Origin of the sequence: Legionella sp., assembly GCF_049790535.1 — a bacterium.
Lineage (GTDB): Bacteria > Pseudomonadota > Gammaproteobacteria > Legionellales > Legionellaceae > Legionella.
The window spans coordinates 50285-72547 of sequence record NZ_JBAQZB010000162.1 but is presented as its reverse complement, the minus strand read 5'-3'; the positions used below and the strand labels follow the sequence as shown (position 1 = coordinate 72547).

Genomic DNA, 22263 nt, shown 5'->3' with positions numbered 1-22263 from the left:
TTAAAGTACCTGCTGGGGTTCAAAACTATTGCAAATATCAATAACTTGTTGCGCTTCATCCACGGATAACGTAGATCCCATGGGCAAACTTAAAATCTCTTGATGAATACGTTCAGTCAGGGGATAGGAGAGATGGTTATAAATTCGGTATGCTTCCTGCTTGTGTGGTGGAATTGGATAATGAATTAACGTTTGTACTCCTGCAGAATTTAGATGTTGTTGTAATGCCTCCCTCTGGGCGCAGCGCACAACGAATAAGTGCCACACATGTTGCTCATAATTATTGTATGAAGGTAAAGTAATAACTGGATTAGTAATACCTTTCACGTACAATCTAGCGATTTTGCGGCGATGTTCTGTTTGTCCATCAAGATAATTAAGTCTTATATTTAACATTGCTGCCTGAATTTCATCTAAACGGCTATTAACACCTTGATAAAGGTTTTTATATTTTTCATGGGAACCATAGTTACGCAAAGCTCGTAAAATAGTTGCAAGCTGAGAATCACTAGTTGTTATTGCACCTGCATCCCCTAATGCGCCCAAATTTTTTCCAGGATAAAAACTAAATGCAGAAGCATCGCCCCAGTTACCTGCCTTTCGTCCTTGAATACTCGCACCATGTGCCTGAGCTGAATCTTCTAAAACTAAAAGATTATGCTGTTTGGCGATGGTCATAATCTCTGGCATTTCACTTAAACAACCATAAAGGTGTACCGGTAAAATAACACGAGTTTTTGCTGTAATTGCTGCTTTAAGATTTGACAAACTAAGATTGTAGCTGCACTCATCAGGTTCTATAAAAACAGGTTGTAACCGATTTTCGGTGATTGCCAGGATACTAGCTATATAGGTATTCGCTGGAACAATAACTTCATCACCTTCTTTAATCTTTCCAAGCTCTTTCCAGGCTCTTAATGTTAAGCTCAAGGCATCTAAACCATTAGCCACACCAATACAGTATGTTGTTCCACAATAAGATGAAAAACGCTGTTCAAATGAATCAAGTTCAGAACCACAAATGTACCATCCCGAGTCAATCACCCTGCTACAAGCCTGCTTCAATTCATCCGCCAAACTTTTATTCACTTCCTTTAAATCAAGAAAACTTATCATTTTAATTCAATCTCATAAAAATCCAGTACAATACCACGAGCGCCAAAATTCTCTTTCTGTGCAATAAGACTTGTATTTAAAATAGTTCCCTGCTGCTCCGTGGAGGCACCAAAGCTAAAATATTTAAATTCTTGCTGTTTACTTTCTTCAATACATGTCTCAATAAGAAAATCTAAAGCTCCAGAAGCTTTTCCTTCTTCATTAGTTACAAGATATTGCGTATGTACCGTGGTCTGAAATTTAAAAAGTAAAGCTGCAGCAAGCAAAACGCCGTTTTTCTCAACAGTTTTCAAATAAATATTATCGGGGAATAGAGAAGATAAATATTCAAGTTCTTTAATTGAGTGTACAGGAGATGCCCTATGACGCACCAAAACTTGTGAAAGTAAACTATGAAAACTTGCCCAAGCAGTTGAATTGCCAATCTCGAGCCCCAATTTTTTTGCTCTAGCGATCAACCATTTTTTGCCTTTTGAAAGCTTGATGCGGTTATCAAGATAAATAACGCTGGATAAATCACGCCGAACAATTTTTGCATCTAGGGTATTGGCGATAAAATAGAGATCTTCCTGAGCCCCATGTGTATAAAATAAATAGGGTATTGCCTTATAGACTATTTTTTTAAATCCAAGCTCACGCGCTTTTTTTGCCAAACAGGAAACAATGTCACATACACTTTCAGCACGTATTTTGTTCAATAAGAGCAAACCACCGTAAGTAAGCCCACCATGGGAATTTAAAACATCATTTTGAGTTGACGCAGGAAAAATTGCTACTAAAACATCATCCAGGTAAAACATCAATGAAGCATCAGCAAAACGATCGGCATGATACTCAAGATAGTCGCGTTTAAAAAAGAACAAAGGAGACTTGCAGCTATCAACAAAAAGATCCCAACTAACTTTAGCATCTACAGTATAAGGCCGACAAATCACCATTCTAAAAGCTCCGCAACCCCAAATCCATCAATACCCATATTATTGCCATTATAAAACCCATATGTTTTATCACGAACATTCACCAATCGTGGATAACATAAATGAATTGAATCAAAACCCTCTTCTGATAAGGCTAAGCCTAAATTGTCATCTTGTCTTACCCAATCAATACCATTATTTGACACAGCAAGTCCAGGAAAATAATCCTTACCGCTTATACTGCCTTTGGTATAAAACATATAATAACAATCATTTCTTTTGTAAACTGAGGGCCTACCAATGCGATATTCTTTGTCAGCAACATCAACACATAAAACTCCAGGCTTAAATAATGAAATTCCATCATCAGATTCAGTGTACCAAATAGTGTATTTCGGATAAGGCATATTATTAATTATTTGCCAATCATTTCCAGCTGCATACCATATTTTCCAACGATTATTTTCATAAAGAGCTGTATGTATGGCACGTATTGTATTTGCACCCTTTGTTCTGTCTAAAACAGGGGCCTCGGTAATTCTAACGAAATGCTCACCCTCATTGGTACTTTCAGCCACCCCTGTGAACGCTAGGAATTTGGCCCGCTTAACCAACTGAAAACCAACGTAGTACATACGTAAGCGAGTATTATAACGAACCACATCACCCAAAATAACGCCATTGTCATCAAAACAACCTGCTCTTCCTATATCTAAAACGGGTTGTGCAGAAACTCTCTTGATCAATGTAGGATTGGATGCATCCAAATCCACATAACCTATACGACTAATACCTTCTTTATCGCGAAAACCAGCATAGACGCGAATTGTTTCATCATTGATTAAAAAAGGGGTGGGGGTTAGAGCTGAATCGACCCTCCAACTATCATGACTGTCTTGACGAAATACATGGCCAATTTTATTCCATTTCATTTCTCCAATACTCCTACAGTTCAATACTAAATGAACTCTTTTTGGGCATTTCTTTGGCTGGTGCGCCATAATATATTTTTTCAGGCTGATGTAGACTTTTAGATACTAATGCCCCTGAGGCAATAATACAATCACGAGGAATTTCAACATGATCATTAAAGGTTGAATTCACTCCTAAAAAGCAGGAATCACCAATTTTGCAATAACCTGAAACTACTACATGAGAAGACAAAAAACAATTATTTTCTATAACGGTTTGATGGCCAATATGATTTCCACTCCATAAAATCACATTATTACCAATTTTAACAAAAGGTTGTATGGTATTATTTTCAAAAATAAAACAGTTTTCACCAATTTCAACATTTCGCCATACAAATGCGTGGGAACTAATATAAGTAGCACAAACATAGCCTTTCTTTTTAGTTGCATGATATAAACGTGTACGCAATCTATTTAATTGTGAAGCAGGAATTGCTACAAAGGCTTCAAAAGCTTCAGGCGGGAAATGTTCGGTAATCTCTTCAAACGCAACAATAGGCTTCTCATTTAGTGTCTGTTCATTCAAATAATCTTTTTCTACAGTAAAACCGGCCACTTCATAATTAGAATCATAGCTAAAATACTCATCAGCAATCCTAGCTAGCTCCCCTGCACCTACGATTACAAGCTTTTTATCTTTTTTCACGTGCTATCTCCTTAATAAATTTATTATAATCACGAATGTAATCACTCTCACTGTAAAGCTCATTGGCAAATACTACTAAAACACAATCCTCGCTGAAATCATGCATTTCGCGCCAAACCATATTATCAATTAATAAGCCTTTATTGGGCGATTTCAACCAAAATTCTTCACGAGTTCGACCATCATCAAGGACAATACGGCATTTTCCTTTAACGCAGATAGCAACTTGTTGTAAGTTTTTATGTGCATGAAATCCGCGGCTTACTCCTGATTTAGTATCAAAAATATAGTAAGCACGTTTTAAACTAAATGGAATATTTGTACCTTGTTCAATTGAAATTAAACTTCCACGCAAGTCACCTATAACACGTAGATCAATAAGTCGCTCATTCTCCAATACTGGTTCATAAGGCATTTTTTTAATTTCATCGAGCAACGGAGCTAACTTATCTTTCTCATTGAGAAGTGGTTCATCATCAAGTAATGGCCAATCAATTGCTACGATGGGATCATTCCAACGAAGACTCGCTTCACTTTCTTTATTATAAAAATTTGTGGTTTTGTAGAGAAAATGGGTATCTTCTTCTAAAGCTAAAAAACCATGAGCAAATCCAGGGGGAATCCATACCATGTAATTATTTTTTGCACTTAACTCAAAACTGACTGAACATCCAAAAGTTGGAGACCCTTCACGAATATCAACGGCAACATCATAAGCAGCACCTTGTACAACACGAACAATTTTACCCTGTGCATGAGGAGATAACTGATAGTGAAGACCTCGCAAAACTCCTTTTCCTGAAAAAGAATGATTATCCTGAACGAAAGAAGAAGGGGCAGGCAAACCCAATTGACTTAACTTACAACGAAATTGCTCTTCATTAAAGCTTTCCATAAACCAGCCACGCTCATCTTCAAATAGCATAGGCTCAATAAGCACCACCTCTGGAATAGCAGTTTTTATTAACTTCATATCGAACACTCCATCTAATAGCCTGAATAAATAGTGCCCTTAGGATGTCTTTTAATTTTCATTAAGACTTCTTTTGGAAAGCAGAATCGGTGTGTACACACAAATACATGAGGATTCGAGCACCGAATCGACGAAGCAATGCGCTTTGTCGGTAGCATTGCTGAAAAAATCGATTATGAGCACAATAAAATTTCCTTAAGCACTCTTGTCATCTCGCATTCCCAATAAGGTAAACGCAAAGAAAAAGTATCAGAAAATTTTGATGTATCTAACCTTGAATTATACGGACGCATCGCAGGAGTAACATAATCGGCGCTGGAAATAGGCACAATATTTTGAACCTGAAAAACTTCACCCAAGTCTTGGGCTTCTTTTATAACAAAGTTCGCATAATCATACCAGGAAACCTCTCCCTGCGGAGCCACATGGTAGAGACCATTCACTTCCGGTAATTGCAAAGCCGTTCGTAATGCATGGGCAGTAATATCAGCCAATGTTGCTGCATTAGTAGGAACCCCAATTTGATCATTAACAATATGAAGCACTTCCCGCTCACGAGCTAAGCGAATTACAGTCTTAGCAAAATTATTACCATAAGTACTATAAATCCAGCTTGTTCGAAAAATTAAATGACGACATCCTGATGCTTGTATTGCTTGCTCTCCTTCAAGCTTACTCTGTCCATAGTGATTGAGCGGTGCTGCAGGATCAGATTCTTGCCATGGTTTATTTCCACTCCCATCAAAAACATAGTCACTGGAGTAATGCACTAATAATGAACCTAAAGCAGCCGCTTCACGTGCTAAAACCTCTGGAGCTTGTGCATTAATAAGTCTTGCCAGTTCGGGTTCGCTTTCAGCCTTATCCACCGCTGTATAAGCAGCAGCGTTTACAATAATCTGAGGATCAAGGGTATGAATAGTTTGCTTAAGTCCATCAAGATTTGAGAGATCGCCACACAAGGAGGAACGATTAGTACGATCAAGTGTTATGACTTCACCAAGCGGAAGCAAAGCTCGCTGTAACTGCCAACCAAGTTGGCCGTTTTTTCCTAGTAAAAGAATTTTCATTATTAAACAAAATACAATAAATTATTGTTAGTAGTTTCCATCTGATAACTACCATCTTTTATACCATGCACCCACTTAGTATTATTAATGTACCATTCAACCGTCTTACGCAGACCACTTTCAAATGTTTCTTTAGGAATCCAGTTGAGATTTTGTTTTATTTTCGTGTTATCGATAGCATAACGTTGATCATGCCCTGGTCTGTCTTGGATATAGGTAATCAAATCAGCATAATTCTCTATCCCCACAGGTTTAGTTGGAGCTAATTCCTCTAATAGAGAACAAATAAGATAAACAACATCAATATTTCTTTTTTCATTATTTCCACCGATGTTATAAGTTTCACCTATAAAGCCATTTTTTAATACCTGATAAAGTGCATGTGCATGATCCTCAACATAAAGCCAATCGCGTATTTGAGTTCCATTTCCATAGATAGGTAAAGATTTGCCGGCAATTGCATTAAGAATAGTTAAAGGAATCAATTTTTCAGGAAATTGATAAGGTCCATAGTTATTAGAACAATTAGTGATCAATGTAGGTAGACCATAAGTTCGATACCATGCTCTTACTAAATGATCAGAACTTGCCTTACTAGCAGAATAAGGAGAACTAGGCGCGTAAGCGGTGGTTTCCTTGAAAAGGCCATCAGAATTTTCAAGATCCCCATAAACCTCATCTGTAGAGATATGGTGGAAACGAAATGTGTCTTTTCGCAAAGAAGGTAATGACCGCCAATACAAACGAGCAACCTCCAGTAAAACATGAGTACCTACGATATTAGTCTGAATAAAAGATGCGGAATTGTGGATTGAGCGATCAACATGACTCTCAGCGGCTAAATGCATCACAGCATCGGGTTGATAAATTTTGAAAAGATAAGTTATTTCATCCAATGAACAAATATCAACTTGTTCAAAAATATAGCGATTACTTAAAGCCACATCATCAAGCGAACGTAAATTGCCTGAATAAGTCAATTTATCAACATTTATAACCGTATCATTAGTTTCCTTAATGATATAACGAATTAAGGCTGAGCCGATAAATCCTGCTCCGCCGGTAACCAAAATTTTCATCCTAAGATAGCCACCAATCTAATTGTTGAATAGCTTGAAACTAATTGTAAGTGAGAGCAAAACGCAGAGTCAATTCGGTTCCTATCTCAATATAATATCAAGCCCAGAACCTATAGACTTTATCATACACTATTTCACCCCGCAAGAAAAAGACATCATTAACCTACCGTCAAATTTACGCCAATGATGTATGCTATTTTATCTTTATTCAATTTACTATTGGAACACTCAAAGAGGACATTTGAATATTTTTCGATTTGTATGCATTCGCATATAAAAAAGGTTTTTCTACAAATCGGTAAGACAAATAAGCGGCAAAAATAGTGAATAAGACTGAGATGCTCATACTTAACCAAAAGTTTTGTGTAACTCGGTTAATGACCATTTGTTGTATAGGAAAAGCATAAATATAAATTCCATAGGAAAGATCAAACTTTCCATTGATTAATCGATCCTTAAGACTGACTCCTATTATTATTGTCAACACAGCAATGCTAAGCGTTCCTAATATTTGCATCTCTGGATGTTCACGCAAAAGAAAAAGCAATAATAAAGCCACCCCCATGAAATGCAATCTAATTGGCAACCAGTGTTGTTGAGTCATTGACATCAGCGCACCTGCAGTAAAAGCAATACCAAAGAGAGACAAATAACTTAGAGTTATACCATAAAACATGTAGTTCATTCCGGTATGACTCATAAACATGGTAGCTGTAATACACAAGATAAATAAAGTGAGAACAGATTTTAAGCTATTACAATAATAAAGAGCTATTCCAATAATAAGATAACATGCAAATTCTATAGGTAAAGTCCATAGACTTCCATTTATAGCATCTTTATATAGAAAATCTGAGAAAACTCCAGGAATTGGTCTGCCAATAAAAGATGAAAATAGTAAACTAGTCTTCATTGTCGACCCACTCAATAAATAATCAAACACTGGCTGTGGTGTAAAAATGGTACCAATCAAATAACACATCAGAAAGGAGCAGACGATTAAAGCAGGAAAAATACGACGGCAACGTTTTGTCATAAAGATAAGAAAATTACCTGAGCTGCTATAACTTGCTGGCATAAAATAACCTGATATAGTAAAAAATAGTACGACAGCTACGTATCCAAGAGTATCCCATTGAGGAAATGTTGGCTCAGGTAATTTGCATAACGCATAATGGTGGCTGTAAAGAACGAGCAACGCCGCAAAATGCCTGATTAGATCAAATGAGTTATTTCTATTATTCATCTAGATTCCTTTAATAAAGATAACAAATATTTTCCATAATTATTTTTACTCATCGTTTCAGCTATTTTGCGCATATCAGATTCAGACAACCAACCATTGTTATAGGCCAATTCTTCCAAACAAGCTATTTTATAACCTTGACGATGCTCAATAGTTTCCACAAAATGAGAGGCCTCCAATAAACTTTCATAGGTGCCTGTATCCAGCCAAGCAAATCCTCGACCTAACAATTCAACATACAAGCTTCTACTTTCCAGATAAGCTTGATTAACGCTAGTAATTTCCAGCTCACCCCGGTCTGAGGGTTTAACGTCCTTAGCTATTTCAATTACTTGATTATCATAAAAATATAAGCCCGTCACTGCGAAATTGGATTGAGGACTTTTGGGTTTTTCTTCAATAGTAGTAACTTGCATGTCTTTATCAAAAGTTACCACCCCAAACCGCTCTGGATCTTTTACATGATAACCAAATACAGTAGCACCGACTTGACGTGAACGGGCTTCCAATAATTTTGGCCTCAGTCCTTGCCCAAAAAAGATGTTATCCCCCAATACCATACATACAGAATCGGAACCGATAAACTCTTCCCCAATTATGAATGCTTGCGCAAGTCCTTCCGGTTTTGGCTGTATCGCGTAAGTAAGGTTAATCCCAAATTGCTCACCACAACCTAAGAGCCTTTCATAAGAAGGCAGATCTTCAGGAGTGGTAATAATGAGAATATCGTTAATTTCCGCTAACATAAGAACCGATAAAGGGTAATAAATCATCGGCTTATCAAAAATTGGCAGCAAATGCTTGGAAACTCCTTTTGTAATAGGATACAGACGGGTTCCAGAACCGCCAGCCAAAATAATGCCTTTCATAATTCAAGTTCCTTATTAACTTTGTGTTCAACTTTCAGAAAATCGAAACATCGCATTTGATTTAAGATAAAGAAAAGTAAATTGATTTAGAGGTAAAAGTCTACTCGTTGCTGGTTGCTGAGTCTAGATATTAAAGGGCCAATAATATTGTGGCGCTAACAATAAAAATGAGCACACAAGTTATCTGAAGATATTGATACCCTTTAAATGTTTTTTTACGTAAAAACAAATCAATTAAAAATACTGGAAGTATCGTTATTGTAAATAAAAGGATAACCAAAGACTCTGGGGCTTTAAATTCTTGGAAAGGCATTATGTGGATCAAAAATGCTAAGCAAACTTGCAAATAATCACGATAATAATAGACTATCCATAAAGCCAAATAATCAAATCTATAAACAAGCCAAGAAGCGATTAGTAAGGGTAAAAATATTTTAACTCCCTTAATTGCAAATAATTTTTTAAACATGCTGATGAATTCTTGTGAAAAGAAGACCGCAATAGAGGCACCTAAAACAACCAAAGCCAGAGTCAATAACATTTACTTGTTCCTTTTGTACTAAAATATCTGTTCATCATGGAGCTACAATCGCTTCTCCAAAGCTTCCCAACGTGCATAATAGTTCATTAATAAAGCCTCATCTTCAGCCATGTCTTGATTTATTTGCGCAATGCTCCGAGGCTCTTGCTGGTAAAACTTAGGATCAGCCATTTGTAATTGTAATTCAGCGATTTTCTTTTCTAACAGTTCAATTTTCTGTGGTAATTGGGTCAATTCACGCTGCTCATTAAAACTTAATTTATTCGATGTTGAACCACGTTTTGCTCCAGCATCTACTTTTTCTACAACTTCACGTTCCTTCTGTTGTTGTTTTTTATGCATTTTATATTCATCATAATCGCCAACAAACTCACTAAACCTACCTGCTTCTTCATAAACTAAAACACTGGTTACAACTTGATTGATAAATGCTCTATCATGGCTAATTAAAATCAAAGTTCCAGGATAATCCATCAACATGCTTTCAAGCAACTCTAAGGTTTCAATATCCAAATCATTGGTAGGTTCATCCATGATTAAGAAATTAACAGGTTTGGCAAACAATTTGGCAAGTAATAATCGATTACGCTCTCCACCTGATAAAACAGAAACAGGTTGATTAAAACGTTCGGATGAAAATAAAAAATCGCGTAAATAGCTAGCAACATGTTTTTGTTTGCCATTAATAGTTACATAATCAGCACCATCACCAACGTTAAACATAACCGTTTGATCTTCATGCAATTGCCGTCGTAACTGATCAAAATAAGCCACACTTACAGACGTACCTAGCTTTATTTGCCCTGAATCTGGTTGCAATTCACCAAGCAGTAAACGTACTAAAGTAGTTTTTCCACATCCATTAGGACCAATAATTCCAAGCTTATCCCCGCGAGTTATTAATAAAGAAAAATCCTGCAACAGTTTTTTCTGCCCCAATGAATAATGTACATCGCTTGCTTCGATTACCACCGAGCCAGAACGACTAATATCCAAATTAACAGCCTTGACCTTTCCTAATTGATTGCGACGCGCCTTATACTCTTGTCGTAACGCTTTAAGAGATCGAACTCTTCCTTCATTTCGCGTACGTCTTGCTTTAATTCCTGTTCGGATCCACGCCTCTTCCTCTGCCAATTTTTTATCAAATAAATCATTTTGTTTTTGCTCGCTAAGACGAATAGATTCGCGTCGATCCAAATATGTTTCATAATCACAATCATGTGAATACAATATTCCACGATCAATTTCCACAATGCGATTGGTCACTTGTGCTAAAAATTCTCTATCGTGCGTAACAAGTAATAATGAACCTTTAAAGTTTTTTAGATAAGATTCTAGCCATTCAATCGCATCAATATCCAAATGGTTGGTTGGCTCATCTAATAACAATAAATCAGGAGAAACAATTAACGCAGCTGCTAATAGGACTCGGCGCTTCATACCACCAGATAAATTATTCATGCGTTCATCAATGGTGATACCTAAACGATTGGCCATAGTCTCAATTTGTGGTAATTTATCCCAGGCTTGCATATTATCCATTTGCTGTTGGCATGCTGCCAATTTCTCCATATCACCTTGATGAGATAATTCATTAAATAGAGTTAAAACTTGACCTACTTCCCCTAAATTTTTCACCAAGAAATGATAAACCGACTCTTCGCCAGTAATTGGCACTTCCTGAGTTAAACCGGCAATACGTAATCCTGATAGTTGATTAATTTGGCCACTATCTGCAATTATCTCGCCTTGCAATAATTTAAGAAGTGTAGATTTTCCAGCACCATTACGGCCAACCAAGGCTATTTTATCCTGAGCCTGTATTTGCCAATCTGCTTTATCCAGTATCTGATTACCTGCAATGTTGAGGCTTAAATTATGAAGAGAAATGATACTCATGTGTTAAACTCTATTTTAAGTGCTTTCTGAATAATAAGAAATTACAAATTTAGTACTTGGCAGCAGGTAAAACCATAATACCATCTATTTCAACCTGTGCATCACGAGGTAAGGCGGCGACACCGATAGCAGCTCTTGCGGGATACGGCTCTACAAAATAACGCTCCATTGCCTCATTAATTAAAGGGAAATGTTTTAAATCGGTAAGATAAACATTTAACTTGGCTATGTTTGCCAAACTTCCGCCAGCAGCATGGCACACTGCTGATAAATTTTCTAACACTTGGATAATCTGTAATTTAATATCTTCACTGCATAATTGCATGGTTTCAGGATTCAGTGGTATTTGTCCTGAAAGATAAATGACACTACCACATTGAATAGCTTGCGAATAAGTGCCAATCGCTTCTGGAGCTAATTTAGTATGTACAGGCTGCATTAATTATCCTCTTGTTTTTTTCTATAAAGACGCATTACTACTTTATTTGTTCGCAATCGGCGCATCACGCGAGCCAAATGAGTCCTGTCGACTACACTAATTGCAAAAGTAACCGCATTATGACGGCCGTCCCGTGGATCCACATTAATATTTCCAATATTCGATCCAGCTTCTGAAATAGCAGTAGCTAAAGCAGCTAATACCCCACGTTCATTAGCTACATCCACCGTAATATCAACCCAGTATTCACCTTCAACCTTCTCATCCCAGCGTAACGCAACAAATTGTTCGGAATTGAAACGAGAAGTTTTTAAAGTAGTGCAACTACTGCTATGTACTACAATTCCCCTCCCCTGCTGAAACACACCAACTATACTGTCACCAGGAATCGGTTGACAACATTCGGCGAAATGTACGACCATTCCTTCAGTACCCTTAATCGCCAGAGGACAGATTTTCTTCACTTTATCCAGCTCATTGGAATCATGACTCACTACTAAGCGCTTAGCAATAACCATAGCCATTTGGTTACCTATACCAATGGCATATAAGAGATCATCTAAAGTTTTATAATGCAAGTCACTTAATAAAGCCTGCAATGATTCAGGAGGAACTTTAGCATAATCACTGCATAGTTCAGTAAGTGATTGCTCAAGCAAACGTTTTCCCAAAACGATGGATTCTGTATTTTGCTGGCTTTTTAAGAAATGACGAATATTCGAACGTGCTTTTCCAGTCACTACAAAATTGAGCCAGGCTGGATTAGGATGAGCGCCGTGTGCAGTAATAATTTCTACAGTTTGACCATTAGATAAAGGAATACTTAATGGCACCAAGCGTCTGTTTACTTTAGCTGCCACACAACTATTACCTACGCCTGAATGCACAGAATAGGCAAAATCAACTGGGGTAGCCCCTTTGGGCAATTCCATAATGTGCCCTTTGGGTGTAAATACATAAACTTCATCAGGAAATAAATCGATTTTAACGTTTTCAATGAATTCTAAAGAATTCCCGGTGCTACGCTGCATTTCCAATAGGCTTTGTACCCATTCTCTTGCACGTAACTGCGCCTCATTGATTTCAAGACCTGAAGACTTATAAATCCAATGAGCCGCTACTCCATTGTCAGCGACTTTATCCATATCACGAGTACGTACCTGTACTTCGAGTGGGACACCAAAGGGCCCAAATAAAGTAGTATGTAATGATTGATATCCATTGGCTTTAGGAATACCAATATAATCTTTAAAGCGTTGGGGAACAGGTTTATAAGTACAATGTAGAGCACCTAAAATACGATAACATGAATCGATATCTTCAGTAATTACTCGAAAAGCAAAAACATCCATTATCTCAGTAAATGATGCTTTTTTCTGCCGCATTTTTCTGTAGATACTGTATAAATGCTTTTGTCTACCAAAAACTTGTTCATAAGGAATATTTAATTGTGCTAGGGCTTGTTGTAAGTCTCTTTCAATAGTTTGCGTTAATTCGCGACGATTACCGCGTGATTTTTCTACTGCTGATTTTATCGCCCGGTAACGCATAGGATACAAGGCTTGAAATCCTAAATCCTCAAGACCTACATAAATTGAGTGCATTCCTAAACGATTTGCAATAGGAGCGTAAATTTCCAAGGTTTCAATAGCAATACGCCGGCGTTTTGCGGCCGGCATGGAACCCAATGTACGCATGTTGTGTAAGCGATCTGCTAATTTCACAATAATCACTCGAATATCTTTGACCATAGCCAAAACCATTTTACGGAAATTTTCAGCCTGGGCCTCTGCTTTAGATTCGAATTTGATTTTTGTGAGTTTAGTAACACCATCAACCAAAGCGGTAATATCTTCACCAAATTGGCGGGTCAAATCTTCTTTACTAACAGAGGTGTCTTCCACAACATCGTGGAGTAAAGTGGCCATAATGGTTTGATAATCCAGGCGCATCCTCGCAAGAATTAAAGCAGCCGCAACAGGATGAGTAATGTAAGACTCACCTGAACGACGCATTTGACCATGGTGAGCTTTTTCAGCTACTAAATAAGCTTGATAACATTTTTCTATTTGAGCTTGTTCCAGATAGCATTTCAGCTCTTCATCAAGCTCCTTAAAGTAGCTCACGCAGCACTCCCTAATGTCCAACATGACCATACCTCACTGTTACACAACCCCCACATCGGGTACTACTTTGCAAATAGATGCTACCTAGTTTGAACTGAAACTAACAATATATTCCTGAAATTTTAGCAAAAATTAAACTCTTACTTAAATAATAGCCCAAATGGCATCATTCGATCTGTAGGGACAAGTAAGAAAATACTTTGAGATCACGGGAGTTATAATTTATTCTTTATCTAAAATGTCAGCCGTCACAAGACCTTCGGCAATTTCACGTAATGCAACTACTGTTGGTTTATCATTTTCCCATTCAACCATAGGTTGATCGCCACGAACAGCTATTTGTCGAGCGCGTTTTGTAGCTACCATTACCAATTCAAATCGGTTTTCTACATGTTCTAAACAATCTTCAACTGTAACTCGTGCCATAATTGCATTCTCCGGTACCAAAACTTATCATTTTACTGTGATGCCATTAGGAATGAAAGTAATTTCGCCTGTTTATTTATCTGCCGTTTGATCAGAAGGCGGTTTGCAACTACAATCGCTTTTAATTCTGCAACAGCATGGTCAAAATTATCATTCACGATTAAATAATCGAATTCAGAATAATGACTCAATTCATCTTGAGCCTTTTTCATCCGCTCACTGATTACTTCATCATTATCCTGAGATCGACTCATTAAACGTTGTTTCAACTCAGCTATAGATGGAGGAATAATAAATACACTGACTGAATCAGGAAAAATTTGCTTGATCTGTGCTGCCCCCTGCCAATCAATGTCTAGAACTACATCAATCCCGCGCGTTAAACGAGCGTTAATTTGTGCAATCGAAGTTCCATATAAATGATTAAAAACTTGCGCATGTTCTAAAAAGGCATTGTCATAGACCATTCCCAAAAATTCCTGTTCATTAATAAAAAAATAATCTGCGCCATCCAGTTCTCCAGGTCGCATAGTTCGCGTCGTATGCGAAATGGATACTTCAATTTTATCAAGCGACTTAATTAAATTTCGTATTAAACTTGTTTTGCCCCCTCCAGAAGGTGCTGCAACAATAAATAAATTACCCAAATATCACTCCTAATAGTACTCATTCAATATTTTGAATTTGCTCTCGCATTTGCTCAATTAAAACTTTCATTTCTACCGCAGTCAGTGTTAATTCCACTAACTCAGATTTTGAACTTAACGTATTTACTTCTCGATTTAATTCCTGCATCAGAAAATCAAGGCGCCTACCTGCTATTTTATCGCAATTTAAAGTTCGACTCACTTCATTAATATGGGTCTGGAGGCGATCTAATTCTTCACTAACATCCAGACGTGCAATTATCAAAGCGATTTCCTGCTCAACACGAAGCTCAGAGACCTCAATTTCAACTGCTTGTAAACGAGTGAGCAATTTATTCTTGATTTGTTCTGACTGCGTGCATACTAAAAATCGTGAACGCTCAACCTCTTTACCCAGTTGATGTAAACGTTCTTCTATATGAGATTTTAAAGCATCCCCTTCAGTAGTACGAACGTGTAAAAGTTGCTCAATTGCTTGCTCAAACAAGGACAATACACTTTGTGTTAATTCCTCAACATCTGGGGTACTGGTTTGTACCACCCCAGGCCAGGATAATACATTGCTAACAGTAAAGTCATTAGCTAAATGATGAGAAGCAGATAATTGATTACTTAAATCCACTAATGTATTGACCATCGCAGTATTTATAGATAACGAATGATGATGAGAATCTGTATCATGGTATTTTAATTGACACTCTAACCTACCTCGATTTACTTTATCACGTAACACCTTTCGTAAATTCGTTTCTATAAAACGAAAAGGCTCTGGCAAACGAAATGAAACATCCAAATAACGATGATTAACTGAGCGAATCTCCCAGCTTAAATTTCCTAGGTTGATTTGTTTTTGCACTCGTGCAAAAGCGGTCATACTTTGAGTCATAAACACACCAATGAATAAACCTTGTACGAATATACCTCAATTCCAAATGATTGGACAGAGAACCGCAAGAAGTCTCGTATAAAATACAGTATTGAGTGCAACTCTACGAGTTAAGCGTTATAATCTCCTTTTTTTGCGAGGATTATCCCATGCGTCCCAGTAATCGTGAGTCTAATCAACTTCGTCCCATTAAATTAACCCGAAATTTTACAAAAAATGCAGAAGGTTCTGTACTTGTTGAGTTTGGTGGAACCAAAGTATTGTGTACCGCCTCTGTCATTGATGGTGTTCCCCGCTTTATCAAAGGAAAAAGCCAAGGATGGGTCACTGCAGAATATGGCATGCTTCCACGAGCAACACACAGCCGCACGGAACGAGAAGCAACAAAAGGAAAACAAGGTGGTAGAACTATGGAAATTCAACGTCTTATAGGACGTTCTCTAAGAGCCTGTGTGGATTTAAAATTTTTGGGTGAAAATACCCTCACGCTAGATTGTGATGTAATTCAAGCAGATGGTGGTACAAGAACTGCTGCCATCACAGGAGCCTGTGTTGCTATGAAAGATGCTATTACCTGGATGGTAGATCGTGAAAAAATACGCAAAATGCCTAATTTTAATTATATTGCTGCAGTTTCTGTTGGTATTTACAGAGGACAACCCGTTCTTGATTTGGATTATGCAGAAGACGTACTCGCTGAAACTGATATGAACGTAGTGATGAATGAAGAGGGACATTTTATTGAAGTACAAGGCACTGCGGAAGATAAAAATTTTAATCGCGAACAGTTAAATAACATGTTGGCATTGGCGGAAATGGGTATTCCTAAGTTAATTGAATTGCAAAAAAATGCGTAACATCACCTTCGAATATTCAACTCTAGGGTTGAACAATAATTGACTATTTATTGCGCTGATGTTGGGCCAAGGCCCAACCTGCCTGAATAACGCATAACAACCATCTCACTTCTATTTTAACGACACGATACTGGCATTTTTTAAAACAAATTTTTATCCACTGCGGCATGTTGTGCCACATACTTTGAAATGATATTTTTAGCTACTAATTCCATCAAATGCTGATCCAAAGTCTGCATCCCTTGAGCGTGCCCAGTTTGAATAGAAGAAAACATTTGTGCCACTTTATCTTGACGAATCAAATTGCGAATAGCACTCGTACATCTCATAATTTCCCAAACAGCAACTCGTCCCCCGCCATTTTTTTTCAATAAAGTCTGCGCAATGACTGCTTGCAATGATTCAGACAACATAGAACGTATCAGATTTTTTTCCTCTGCAGGAAACACATCAATAATACGATTAATAGTTTTAGTTGCAGAACTCGTGTGTAACGTTGCAAATACTAAGTGTCCAGTTTCCGCAGCAGTCATCGCCAGACGAATCGTTTCCAAATCACGCAATTCCCCAACCAAAATTACGTCAGGATCTTCGCGTAATGCAGAACATAAAGCCGCATTAAAACTATGCGTATCTTTGTAAACTTCTCGTTGACTTATCAAGCAATTTTTATTTTGATGCACAAACTCAATAGGATCCTCTACAGTTAAAATATGCTGGTGACGAGAAAAATTAATGTAATCAATCATAGCAGCTAAAGTCGTGCTTTTTCCTGAACCTGTAGGCCCCGTAATTAAAACTAAACCCGTAGAAAAATTGGCTATTTCTTCAAAAATTGGGGGCAAATTTAAATCATTCATACTTAAAACGGTCGAAGGAATAATACGAAATACTGCTCCTGCACCACGAAAATGATTAAAAACATTAACTCTAAAACGTGACAAATTCGTTATTTCAAAAGAAAAATCGCTTTCCAAATACTCTGCAAATTCTTTTTTTTGACGATCATTCATTATCGCATAAATGAGTTTTAATACTTCTTTATGTTCTAAAGGTGCTATATTGATTTGACGTAACTCGCCATCCACGCGAATCATTGGGGGTGACTCTGCAGACAAATGCAAATCTGAAGAATTATTTTTAACTGAAAATGCTAATAACTCTGTTATATCCATGAACTACTTATTCCTAATCGAGGTAAATACTTTTTTTAATTTGATTAATTACATGTTTTTTTGTCGTCAAATTCACTTTTTCCTTAGATTAATTTAACGCAAGATTCCACCTCATCGACATGATATCAAACTGATGAGCATTGATATAGAAATTCAAGGTACTATTTTTTTAATAAAATTGTGCGTTTTAAATTATTTATACTCGGCAAACACTGTTTGTTTTGTTATTGTTAGCCTTTGAGTTAATCAAACCAAAATATGAAACTTCAACAGAATTTAAATCAAATTAAACAACTGATAACTCAAGCTAAATTAGAAAGCGGTAGAGTATCTGATGAGGTTTTATTACTTGCTGTGAGTAAACAACAAAGCATTGAGATGATTACTGAAGCATTTCATCTTGGGATTAGAGATTTTGGTGAAAACTATTATCAGGAAGCACAATACAAAATAAATGCATTAAAAAATCTTCCTCTACGTTGGCATTTTATAGGCCCCATCCAGAGCAATAAAACTAAAGGCATTGCCAGTAATTTTAATTGGGTTCATAGTATAAACCGTGAGAAAATTGCCTTTTTACTTAATGAACATCGACCTGCAAATTTAGCCCCTCTCAACGTATGTTTACAGATTAATTTAATCGATGAAAAAAGCAAATCTGGAATCGTCCCATCAGAAGCTACAGATTTGGCTTTAGCAGTGAGTCAATTGCCCTATCTGAAACTTAGAGGACTAATGACTATCCCTCCTTTGCAAAAAGATCAGCAGAAACAATACGATTTATTGATACAGCTCAATCAACTACTACACTACCTTAATCAGCGACTTGGGTTAACTATGGATACATTATCTATGGGTATGAGTGATGATTTGGCGGCGGCGATTAAAGCAGGAGCTACTATAGTCCGTGTTGGGCATGCACTTTTTGGTGAGAGACAAAGGTAAAAGCCCTTGATATACTACGGTACTTTTTTAGATGATGTCTGTAGGGGAAAACATGCCAGGTCTAACAGCGGTAGGATTATTTGTTGTTTCATTATTTTTTTCACTTCTCAATTTTGCTCTATGGCTTCGTATTGCTTTGCATTATTTTCACATCAGTACACTCAACCCATTAAGTCAGCTTGTACATACAATTACTGATCCGTTGGTTAACCCAATTCAATTAGTGATAAAACAAAAACCAGGACAAAAATATAACCTCGCTGTCATTATATTATTAGTGCTAAGCGAGATATTAAAAATTCTCATTATTAGCCTTATCACCTTTCATACTATTATGCCCATGGCTTATTTTCTAGTATACGTACTAGCTGATTTAATCATTCAACCTTTTGATTTGCTCTTTTTTGCTATTTTAATTCGTCTCATCATAAGCTTTGTAAACCCCACGTGGAATGGTCCAATCGCTGATTTTTTACGTATATTAACCGAACCTCTTTTAAAATTCGGTAGAAAAATTATTCCAAACATTTCCGGCTTTGATTTTTCACCATTTATTATATTAATGATGCTAAAAATAGTTACTTTATTTATTAATGCCAGCCTTCCCTGGAGATTACTATAAAACAAACTATACTTATTTGTAGGTAAGAGCTACAAGGATGAAATCATGAAACTAACTTTCAGCATCAAGTTGGCATTGGTTATTTTACCCTTTAGTCTATTTGCCAATTCACAATCTTTGTATTGTCCTCAAAATCATGCTTACATCAATATTGGTATGACTCCTGACCAGGTTATCGCAGCATGTGGACAGCCAGTCAGTCAACAGGAATCCAATCAACCTGTAACACAAAAAATCCCAGTGCAACAGCTAATTTATAATAATAAAGGAACTACCACTGTTTTTTATGGGGTATGGAACATACCCACAGGTAATGGCGGCGCGCAACTTGAAATTAATATTGTTGATAGAAAAGTAAAAAGCATTAAATTAAATGGTTCTGATAGCAACGCAATATCTATTTGTGGAGGCAACAATTTCCAGATAGGTGATCCAATAGATAAAGTATATTACTCATGTGGCAGTCCTTCCATAACTAATAATACTTTCATTAATGAAATAGTTCCCTCTGCACAAAAACCTCAGGTGTGGATTTTTCAACCCGATCAATATCAGCCTTCAGTGACCTTGACTTTTGTTGATGGCAGATTACAATCCATTAACTAATTAATTAAGGTACCTTTAAATGTCTGAAACCGTTGATGATATCACTATTGCCTTTAGTGAAAATGATACTCAAATTACCAAAGAATTGGATAAACACATATTAAGCAAAGGTGCTTGGACCACCATTATATTTAAATATCAAGATTGGGATAATACCAAAAATGATTATGGCCCAATAAAATATTCCATTCGTCGTTACCAAAAACGTAATAATCAGTACTGGCAAAAATCCAAATTTAACATTTCCAGTGCGGATCAAGCACAAAAGATTGTGACAATTCTTAGTGATTGGTTGAAATAATTTTATTATACCCGACCAAACATGGTGTTCAGCGTGCAACCTAACTAAGGCTCAGCTTTCTTCCTCTATCCACTCTAAGGTAGTTTGCGTTCGTGTAAAATAACCATCTACCATTTGATCTGTAACCCCTTCCAATTGCTCAGGATACCAACGCGGTGTCCTATCTTTATCAATTAATAAAGCCCTGACCCCCTCATAAAAATCGTGACCATGCATAAAATGACTAACGATGTCATAATCCATTTGTAAACATTCTGCTAAGGTTAAGTCTTTAACTTTTTGCAATTGGGCCAAGGTCACTTTAAGACTCAATGGTGATTTTTGTGACAACGTATTATCAATATTTATAGCCCATGCTTCATTTAGTTCGAGCAAGGACGCTTTAATTTTTTCTACTGTAGAATGTGCAAAACAAACATCAATTGTTGGATTAATCTGACTTGGCTCTGCTGTCGCAGATATTAAAGAATATTCATGCAAACAATGATCAACTCCTTTATAAGCATCTTTTGATAAATCTGTATTTTTTAACATATTAAATAGCATAGGAATTCGTTCAAAAGAAACTATTTTTTTAACCAATCCAGCATGCAGAGCATCTATTGCTCCTAATCGATTACCTGTTAACCCTAAATAAATACCTAAATATCCAGGACAGCGATTTAATAAATAACTTGCGCCTATATCAGGGAAAAAACCAATTCCAGTTTCAGGCATAGCAAAAACAAAACGATCACTTGCCACTGGATGACTACCATGTAATGAAATCCCTACTCCCCCTCCCATGACCATACCATCAATCAAAGAAATATACGGCTTACCCAAATGATGAATAAAATGATTTAAACGGTATTCATGCCAAAAAAATTGCATTTGTTCTGCATCACTTAATCTACCAGAAAAGTAAAGTGAACGTACATCGCCCCCCGCACAAAAAGCATTGCCAGGCACCGCTTGCACTACAATCGCACAAATGCTGTCATCTTTTTTCCAAAGACTCAGTTGTTTTTGCATGGCAAGAATCATTGTTAAAGTTAGCGCATTTAATGCGCTAGGTCTATTTAATGTAATTAATCCTAACTGATCTTCTTGTCTAAATAGCACTTCATCCATCATTATTATTTTCCTTTAAATTGAGCTACTCGTTTAGCAAGAAATGCTGTTACCCCTTCTTGCTTGTCTTCCGTAGCGCATACTTTAGAAAAATGAAGGGCTTCTAAATGTAACGCATCGGTCAAGGATAGATCGTAACCATAATCGATCACTTCCATTACTCCTGCAACTGCAAGGGGTGCCATACCTAAAATACCTTGCAAGATAGCCCTCCCATGCTCTAACAATACTTCAGGTTTTACTACTTCACTGACTAATCCCCAATTCAAAGCAGTTTCTGCATTGATAAAGCGCCCGGTTAAACATAAATCTAAAGCACGTCCTTTGCCAATTAAACGTGCCAAACGCTGTGTACCTCCATAACCTGGAATAACACCCAACTTAACCTCAGGCTGACCAAATTGTGCTTGAGTAGATGCTATTCTTAAGGTAACCGCAATAGCTAATTCACAACCTCCACCAAAGGCAAATCCATTCACAGCAGCTAATGAGGGTTTACCCATAGTTTCCAACAAACGAAATACTTGTTGCCCATAACAGGCAAATTCGTAACCAGTTTGCGCAGTACACTCAGCTAATCGATTAATGTCAGCACCTGCACAAAAAGCTTTACCCCTGCCCGTAATCATAATGGCTTTAACTTTGGGATTTATCTTCGCTGCATGTAATAATTCAGCTAAGGTGTTTAATACCTCGGTACTTAATGCATTTAATTTTTCGGCTCTGTCTAAAGTGAGCAGCAAAATTCCCAATTCATCCAGTTCTTGTTCAATGAAATTCATTGAGT

The 22263-nt window shown here is 37.0% G+C and carries 24 protein-coding genes and 1 pseudogene; 5 read left to right on the top strand and 20 right to left on the bottom strand.

All coding sequences use genetic code 11. The features are described from left to right. The 17 genes and pseudogenes from WA877_RS11505 to WA877_RS11425 form a co-directional block, all read right to left on the bottom strand. A complete protein-coding gene (locus WA877_RS11505; RefSeq protein ID WP_425171056.1) occupies window positions 1-1116 on the bottom strand; it encodes a DegT/DnrJ/EryC1/StrS family aminotransferase in 1116 nt (371 codons plus the stop codon). Continuing rightward, on the bottom strand, window positions 1113-2054 hold the full coding sequence (locus tag WA877_RS11500) for a hypothetical protein (protein ID WP_425171055.1): 942 nt from the start codon (window positions 2052-2054) through the stop codon (window positions 1113-1115). Before WA877_RS11500 ends, WA877_RS11505 begins: the two co-directional genes overlap by 4 nt. Further along, the gene (locus tag WA877_RS11495; protein WP_425171054.1) at window positions 2048-2965 is read right to left on the bottom strand and encodes a hypothetical protein; all 918 of its coding nucleotides are present in this window, start codon (window positions 2963-2965) and stop codon (window positions 2048-2050) included. The genes WA877_RS11500 and WA877_RS11495 overlap by 7 nt, the downstream gene beginning before the upstream one ends. A gap of 13 nt (window positions 2966-2978) precedes the next feature. Further along, window positions 2979-3653 (bottom strand): acetyltransferase, encoded by a 675-nt coding sequence (locus WA877_RS11490; RefSeq protein WP_425171053.1) that lies wholly within the window; start codon window positions 3651-3653, stop codon window positions 2979-2981. Further along, window positions 3640-4068, bottom strand: coding sequence for a sugar 3,4-ketoisomerase (locus WA877_RS11485; protein WP_425171065.1), 429 nt, complete (start codon window positions 4066-4068; stop codon window positions 3640-3642). The genes WA877_RS11490 and WA877_RS11485 overlap by 14 nt, the downstream gene beginning before the upstream one ends. A gap of 18 nt (window positions 4069-4086) precedes the next feature. After that, a pseudogene (rfbC, locus tag WA877_RS11480) lies at window positions 4087-4626 on the bottom strand (dTDP-4-dehydrorhamnose 3,5-epimerase); the annotation flags it as partial. 173 nt (window positions 4627-4799) lie between these two features. Further along, the gene (gene rfbD / locus WA877_RS11475; protein ID WP_425171052.1) at window positions 4800-5696 is read right to left on the bottom strand and encodes a dTDP-4-dehydrorhamnose reductase; all 897 of its coding nucleotides are present in this window, start codon (window positions 5694-5696) and stop codon (window positions 4800-4802) included. A 2-nt stretch (window positions 5697-5698) separates the two neighbouring features. Further along, complete coding sequence (rfbB, locus tag WA877_RS11470; protein ID WP_425171051.1) at window positions 5699-6775, bottom strand: dTDP-glucose 4,6-dehydratase; 1077 nt, start codon at window positions 6773-6775, stop codon at window positions 5699-5701. A gap of 208 nt (window positions 6776-6983) precedes the next feature. After that, window positions 6984-8021, bottom strand: a complete 1038-nt coding sequence (locus WA877_RS11465) for an acyltransferase family protein (protein ID WP_425171050.1) — start codon at window positions 8019-8021, stop codon at window positions 6984-6986. Next, complete coding sequence (gene rfbA / locus WA877_RS11460; RefSeq protein WP_425171049.1) at window positions 8018-8890, bottom strand: glucose-1-phosphate thymidylyltransferase RfbA; 873 nt, start codon at window positions 8888-8890, stop codon at window positions 8018-8020. The genes WA877_RS11465 and rfbA overlap by 4 nt, the downstream gene beginning before the upstream one ends. A gap of 130 nt (window positions 8891-9020) precedes the next feature. Further along, a complete protein-coding gene (locus tag WA877_RS11455; RefSeq protein WP_425171048.1) occupies window positions 9021-9431 on the bottom strand; it encodes a hypothetical protein in 411 nt (136 codons plus the stop codon). Window positions 9432-9473: 42 nt separating this feature from the next. Beyond that, on the bottom strand, window positions 9474-11333 hold the full coding sequence (locus WA877_RS11450; protein ID WP_425171047.1) for an ATP-binding cassette domain-containing protein: 1860 nt from the start codon (window positions 11331-11333) through the stop codon (window positions 9474-9476). A 49-nt stretch (window positions 11334-11382) separates the two neighbouring features. Beyond that, window positions 11383-11772 (bottom strand): RidA family protein, encoded by a 390-nt coding sequence (locus WA877_RS11445; RefSeq protein WP_425171046.1) that lies wholly within the window; start codon window positions 11770-11772, stop codon window positions 11383-11385. Next, entirely contained in the window at window positions 11772-13898 is a 2127-nt protein-coding gene (gene spoT / locus WA877_RS11440; RefSeq protein WP_425171045.1) for a bifunctional GTP diphosphokinase/guanosine-3',5'-bis pyrophosphate 3'-pyrophosphohydrolase, read from the bottom strand. The genes WA877_RS11445 and spoT overlap by 1 nt, the downstream gene beginning before the upstream one ends. A 222-nt stretch (window positions 13899-14120) precedes the next feature. Further along, a complete protein-coding gene (gene rpoZ / locus WA877_RS11435; protein ID WP_425171044.1) occupies window positions 14121-14324 on the bottom strand; it encodes a DNA-directed RNA polymerase subunit omega in 204 nt (67 codons plus the stop codon). A 32-nt stretch (window positions 14325-14356) separates the two neighbouring features. After that, window positions 14357-14971 (bottom strand): guanylate kinase, encoded by a 615-nt coding sequence (gmk, locus tag WA877_RS11430; protein WP_425171043.1) that lies wholly within the window; start codon window positions 14969-14971, stop codon window positions 14357-14359. A gap of 19 nt (window positions 14972-14990) precedes the next feature. Next, entirely contained in the window at window positions 14991-15857 is an 867-nt protein-coding gene (locus WA877_RS11425; protein ID WP_425171042.1) for a YicC/YloC family endoribonuclease, read from the bottom strand. 149 nt (window positions 15858-16006) lie between these two features. Here WA877_RS11425 and rph point away from each other — a divergent pair, with 149 nt between their 5' ends. After that, entirely contained in the window at window positions 16007-16714 is a 708-nt protein-coding gene (gene rph, locus WA877_RS11420) for a ribonuclease PH (protein WP_425171041.1), read from the top strand. 140 nt (window positions 16715-16854) lie between these two features. Here rph and WA877_RS11415 read toward each other — a convergent pair whose 3' ends face one another. Then, complete coding sequence (locus WA877_RS11415; RefSeq protein WP_425171040.1) at window positions 16855-17889, bottom strand: type IV pilus twitching motility protein PilT; 1035 nt, start codon at window positions 17887-17889, stop codon at window positions 16855-16857. Between the two features lie 258 nt (window positions 17890-18147). Between WA877_RS11415 and WA877_RS11410 the strand changes: the two genes are divergently transcribed. The 4 genes from WA877_RS11410 to WA877_RS11395 are packed head-to-tail and all read left to right on the top strand — an operon-like array spanning window position 18148 to window position 20363. Continuing rightward, window positions 18148-18834: a YggS family pyridoxal phosphate-dependent enzyme gene (locus WA877_RS11410; RefSeq protein WP_425171039.1), complete on the top strand. Its 687-nt coding sequence runs from the start codon at window positions 18148-18150 to the stop codon at window positions 18832-18834. A 52-nt stretch (window positions 18835-18886) separates the two neighbouring features. Then, complete coding sequence (locus WA877_RS11405; protein ID WP_425171038.1) at window positions 18887-19456, top strand: YggT family protein; 570 nt, start codon at window positions 18887-18889, stop codon at window positions 19454-19456. A 45-nt stretch (window positions 19457-19501) separates the two neighbouring features. Beyond that, the gene (locus WA877_RS11400) at window positions 19502-20062 is read left to right on the top strand and encodes a DUF2845 domain-containing protein (RefSeq protein WP_425171037.1); all 561 of its coding nucleotides are present in this window, start codon (window positions 19502-19504) and stop codon (window positions 20060-20062) included. Between the two features lie 19 nt (window positions 20063-20081). Next, window positions 20082-20363, top strand: a complete 282-nt coding sequence (locus WA877_RS11395) for a hypothetical protein (RefSeq protein ID WP_425171036.1) — start codon at window positions 20082-20084, stop codon at window positions 20361-20363. A gap of 51 nt (window positions 20364-20414) precedes the next feature. On the opposite strand, the gene WA877_RS11390 is transcribed toward WA877_RS11395, so the two are convergent. Both WA877_RS11390 and WA877_RS11385 read right to left on the bottom strand, forming a co-directional pair. Further along, window positions 20415-21479, bottom strand: a complete 1065-nt coding sequence (locus WA877_RS11390) for an enoyl-CoA hydratase/isomerase family protein (protein ID WP_425171035.1) — start codon at window positions 21477-21479, stop codon at window positions 20415-20417. Between the two features lie 2 nt (window positions 21480-21481). Then, window positions 21482-22258, bottom strand: coding sequence for an enoyl-CoA hydratase/isomerase family protein (locus WA877_RS11385; protein ID WP_425171034.1), 777 nt, complete (start codon window positions 22256-22258; stop codon window positions 21482-21484). Window positions 22259-22263: the final 5 nt, after the last annotated feature.

Bases quoted from the DNA above. Each gene is read 5' to 3' on its own strand.
- WA877_RS11495 (WP_425171054.1), bottom strand. From the start codon at position 2,965: ATGAAATGGAATAAAATTGGCCATGTATTTCGTCAAGACAGTCATGAT.
- WA877_RS11465 (WP_425171050.1), bottom strand. From the start codon at position 8,021: ATGAATAATAGAAATAACTCATTTGATCTAATCAGGCATTTTGCGGCG.
- WA877_RS11405 (WP_425171038.1), top strand. From the start codon at position 18,887: ATGCCAGGTCTAACAGCGGTAGGATTATTTGTTGTTTCATTATTTTTT.
- WA877_RS11425 (WP_425171042.1), bottom strand. From the start codon at position 15,857: ATGACTCAAAGTATGACCGCTTTTGCACGAGTGCAAAAACAAATCAAC.
- WA877_RS11450 (WP_425171047.1), bottom strand. From the start codon at position 11,333: ATGAGTATCATTTCTCTTCATAATTTAAGCCTCAACATTGCAGGTAAT.
- WA877_RS11410 (WP_425171039.1), top strand. From the start codon at position 18,148: ATGAAACTTCAACAGAATTTAAATCAAATTAAACAACTGATAACTCAA.
- WA877_RS11415 (WP_425171040.1), bottom strand. From the start codon at position 17,889: ATGGATATAACAGAGTTATTAGCATTTTCAGTTAAAAATAATTCTTCA.
- WA877_RS11455 (WP_425171048.1), bottom strand. From the start codon at position 9,431: ATGTTATTGACTCTGGCTTTGGTTGTTTTAGGTGCCTCTATTGCGGTC.
- rfbA (WP_425171049.1), bottom strand. From the start codon at position 8,890: ATGAAAGGCATTATTTTGGCTGGCGGTTCTGGAACCCGTCTGTATCCT.
- WA877_RS11390 (WP_425171035.1), bottom strand. From the start codon at position 21,479: ATGATGGATGAAGTGCTATTTAGACAAGAAGATCAGTTAGGATTAATT.
- rpoZ (WP_425171044.1), bottom strand. From the start codon at position 14,324: ATGGCACGAGTTACAGTTGAAGATTGTTTAGAACATGTAGAAAACCGA.
- WA877_RS11500 (WP_425171055.1), bottom strand. From the start codon at position 2,054: ATGGTGATTTGTCGGCCTTATACTGTAGATGCTAAAGTTAGTTGGGAT.
- WA877_RS11485 (WP_425171065.1), bottom strand. From the start codon at position 4,068: ATGCCTTATGAACCAGTATTGGAGAATGAGCGACTTATTGATCTACGT.
- rph (WP_425171041.1), top strand. From the start codon at position 16,007: ATGCGTCCCAGTAATCGTGAGTCTAATCAACTTCGTCCCATTAAATTA.
- WA877_RS11385 (WP_425171034.1), bottom strand. From the start codon at position 22,258: ATGAATTTCATTGAACAAGAACTGGATGAATTGGGAATTTTGCTGCTC.
- rfbB (WP_425171051.1), bottom strand. From the start codon at position 6,775: ATGAAAATTTTGGTTACCGGCGGAGCAGGATTTATCGGCTCAGCCTTA.
- rfbD (WP_425171052.1), bottom strand. From the start codon at position 5,696: ATGAAAATTCTTTTACTAGGAAAAAACGGCCAACTTGGTTGGCAGTTA.
- WA877_RS11400 (WP_425171037.1), top strand. From the start codon at position 19,502: ATGAAACTAACTTTCAGCATCAAGTTGGCATTGGTTATTTTACCCTTT.
- WA877_RS11505 (WP_425171056.1), bottom strand. From the start codon at position 1,116: ATGATAAGTTTTCTTGATTTAAAGGAAGTGAATAAAAGTTTGGCGGAT.
- WA877_RS11395 (WP_425171036.1), top strand. From the start codon at position 20,082: ATGTCTGAAACCGTTGATGATATCACTATTGCCTTTAGTGAAAATGAT.
- WA877_RS11445 (WP_425171046.1), bottom strand. From the start codon at position 11,772: ATGCAGCCTGTACATACTAAATTAGCTCCAGAAGCGATTGGCACTTAT.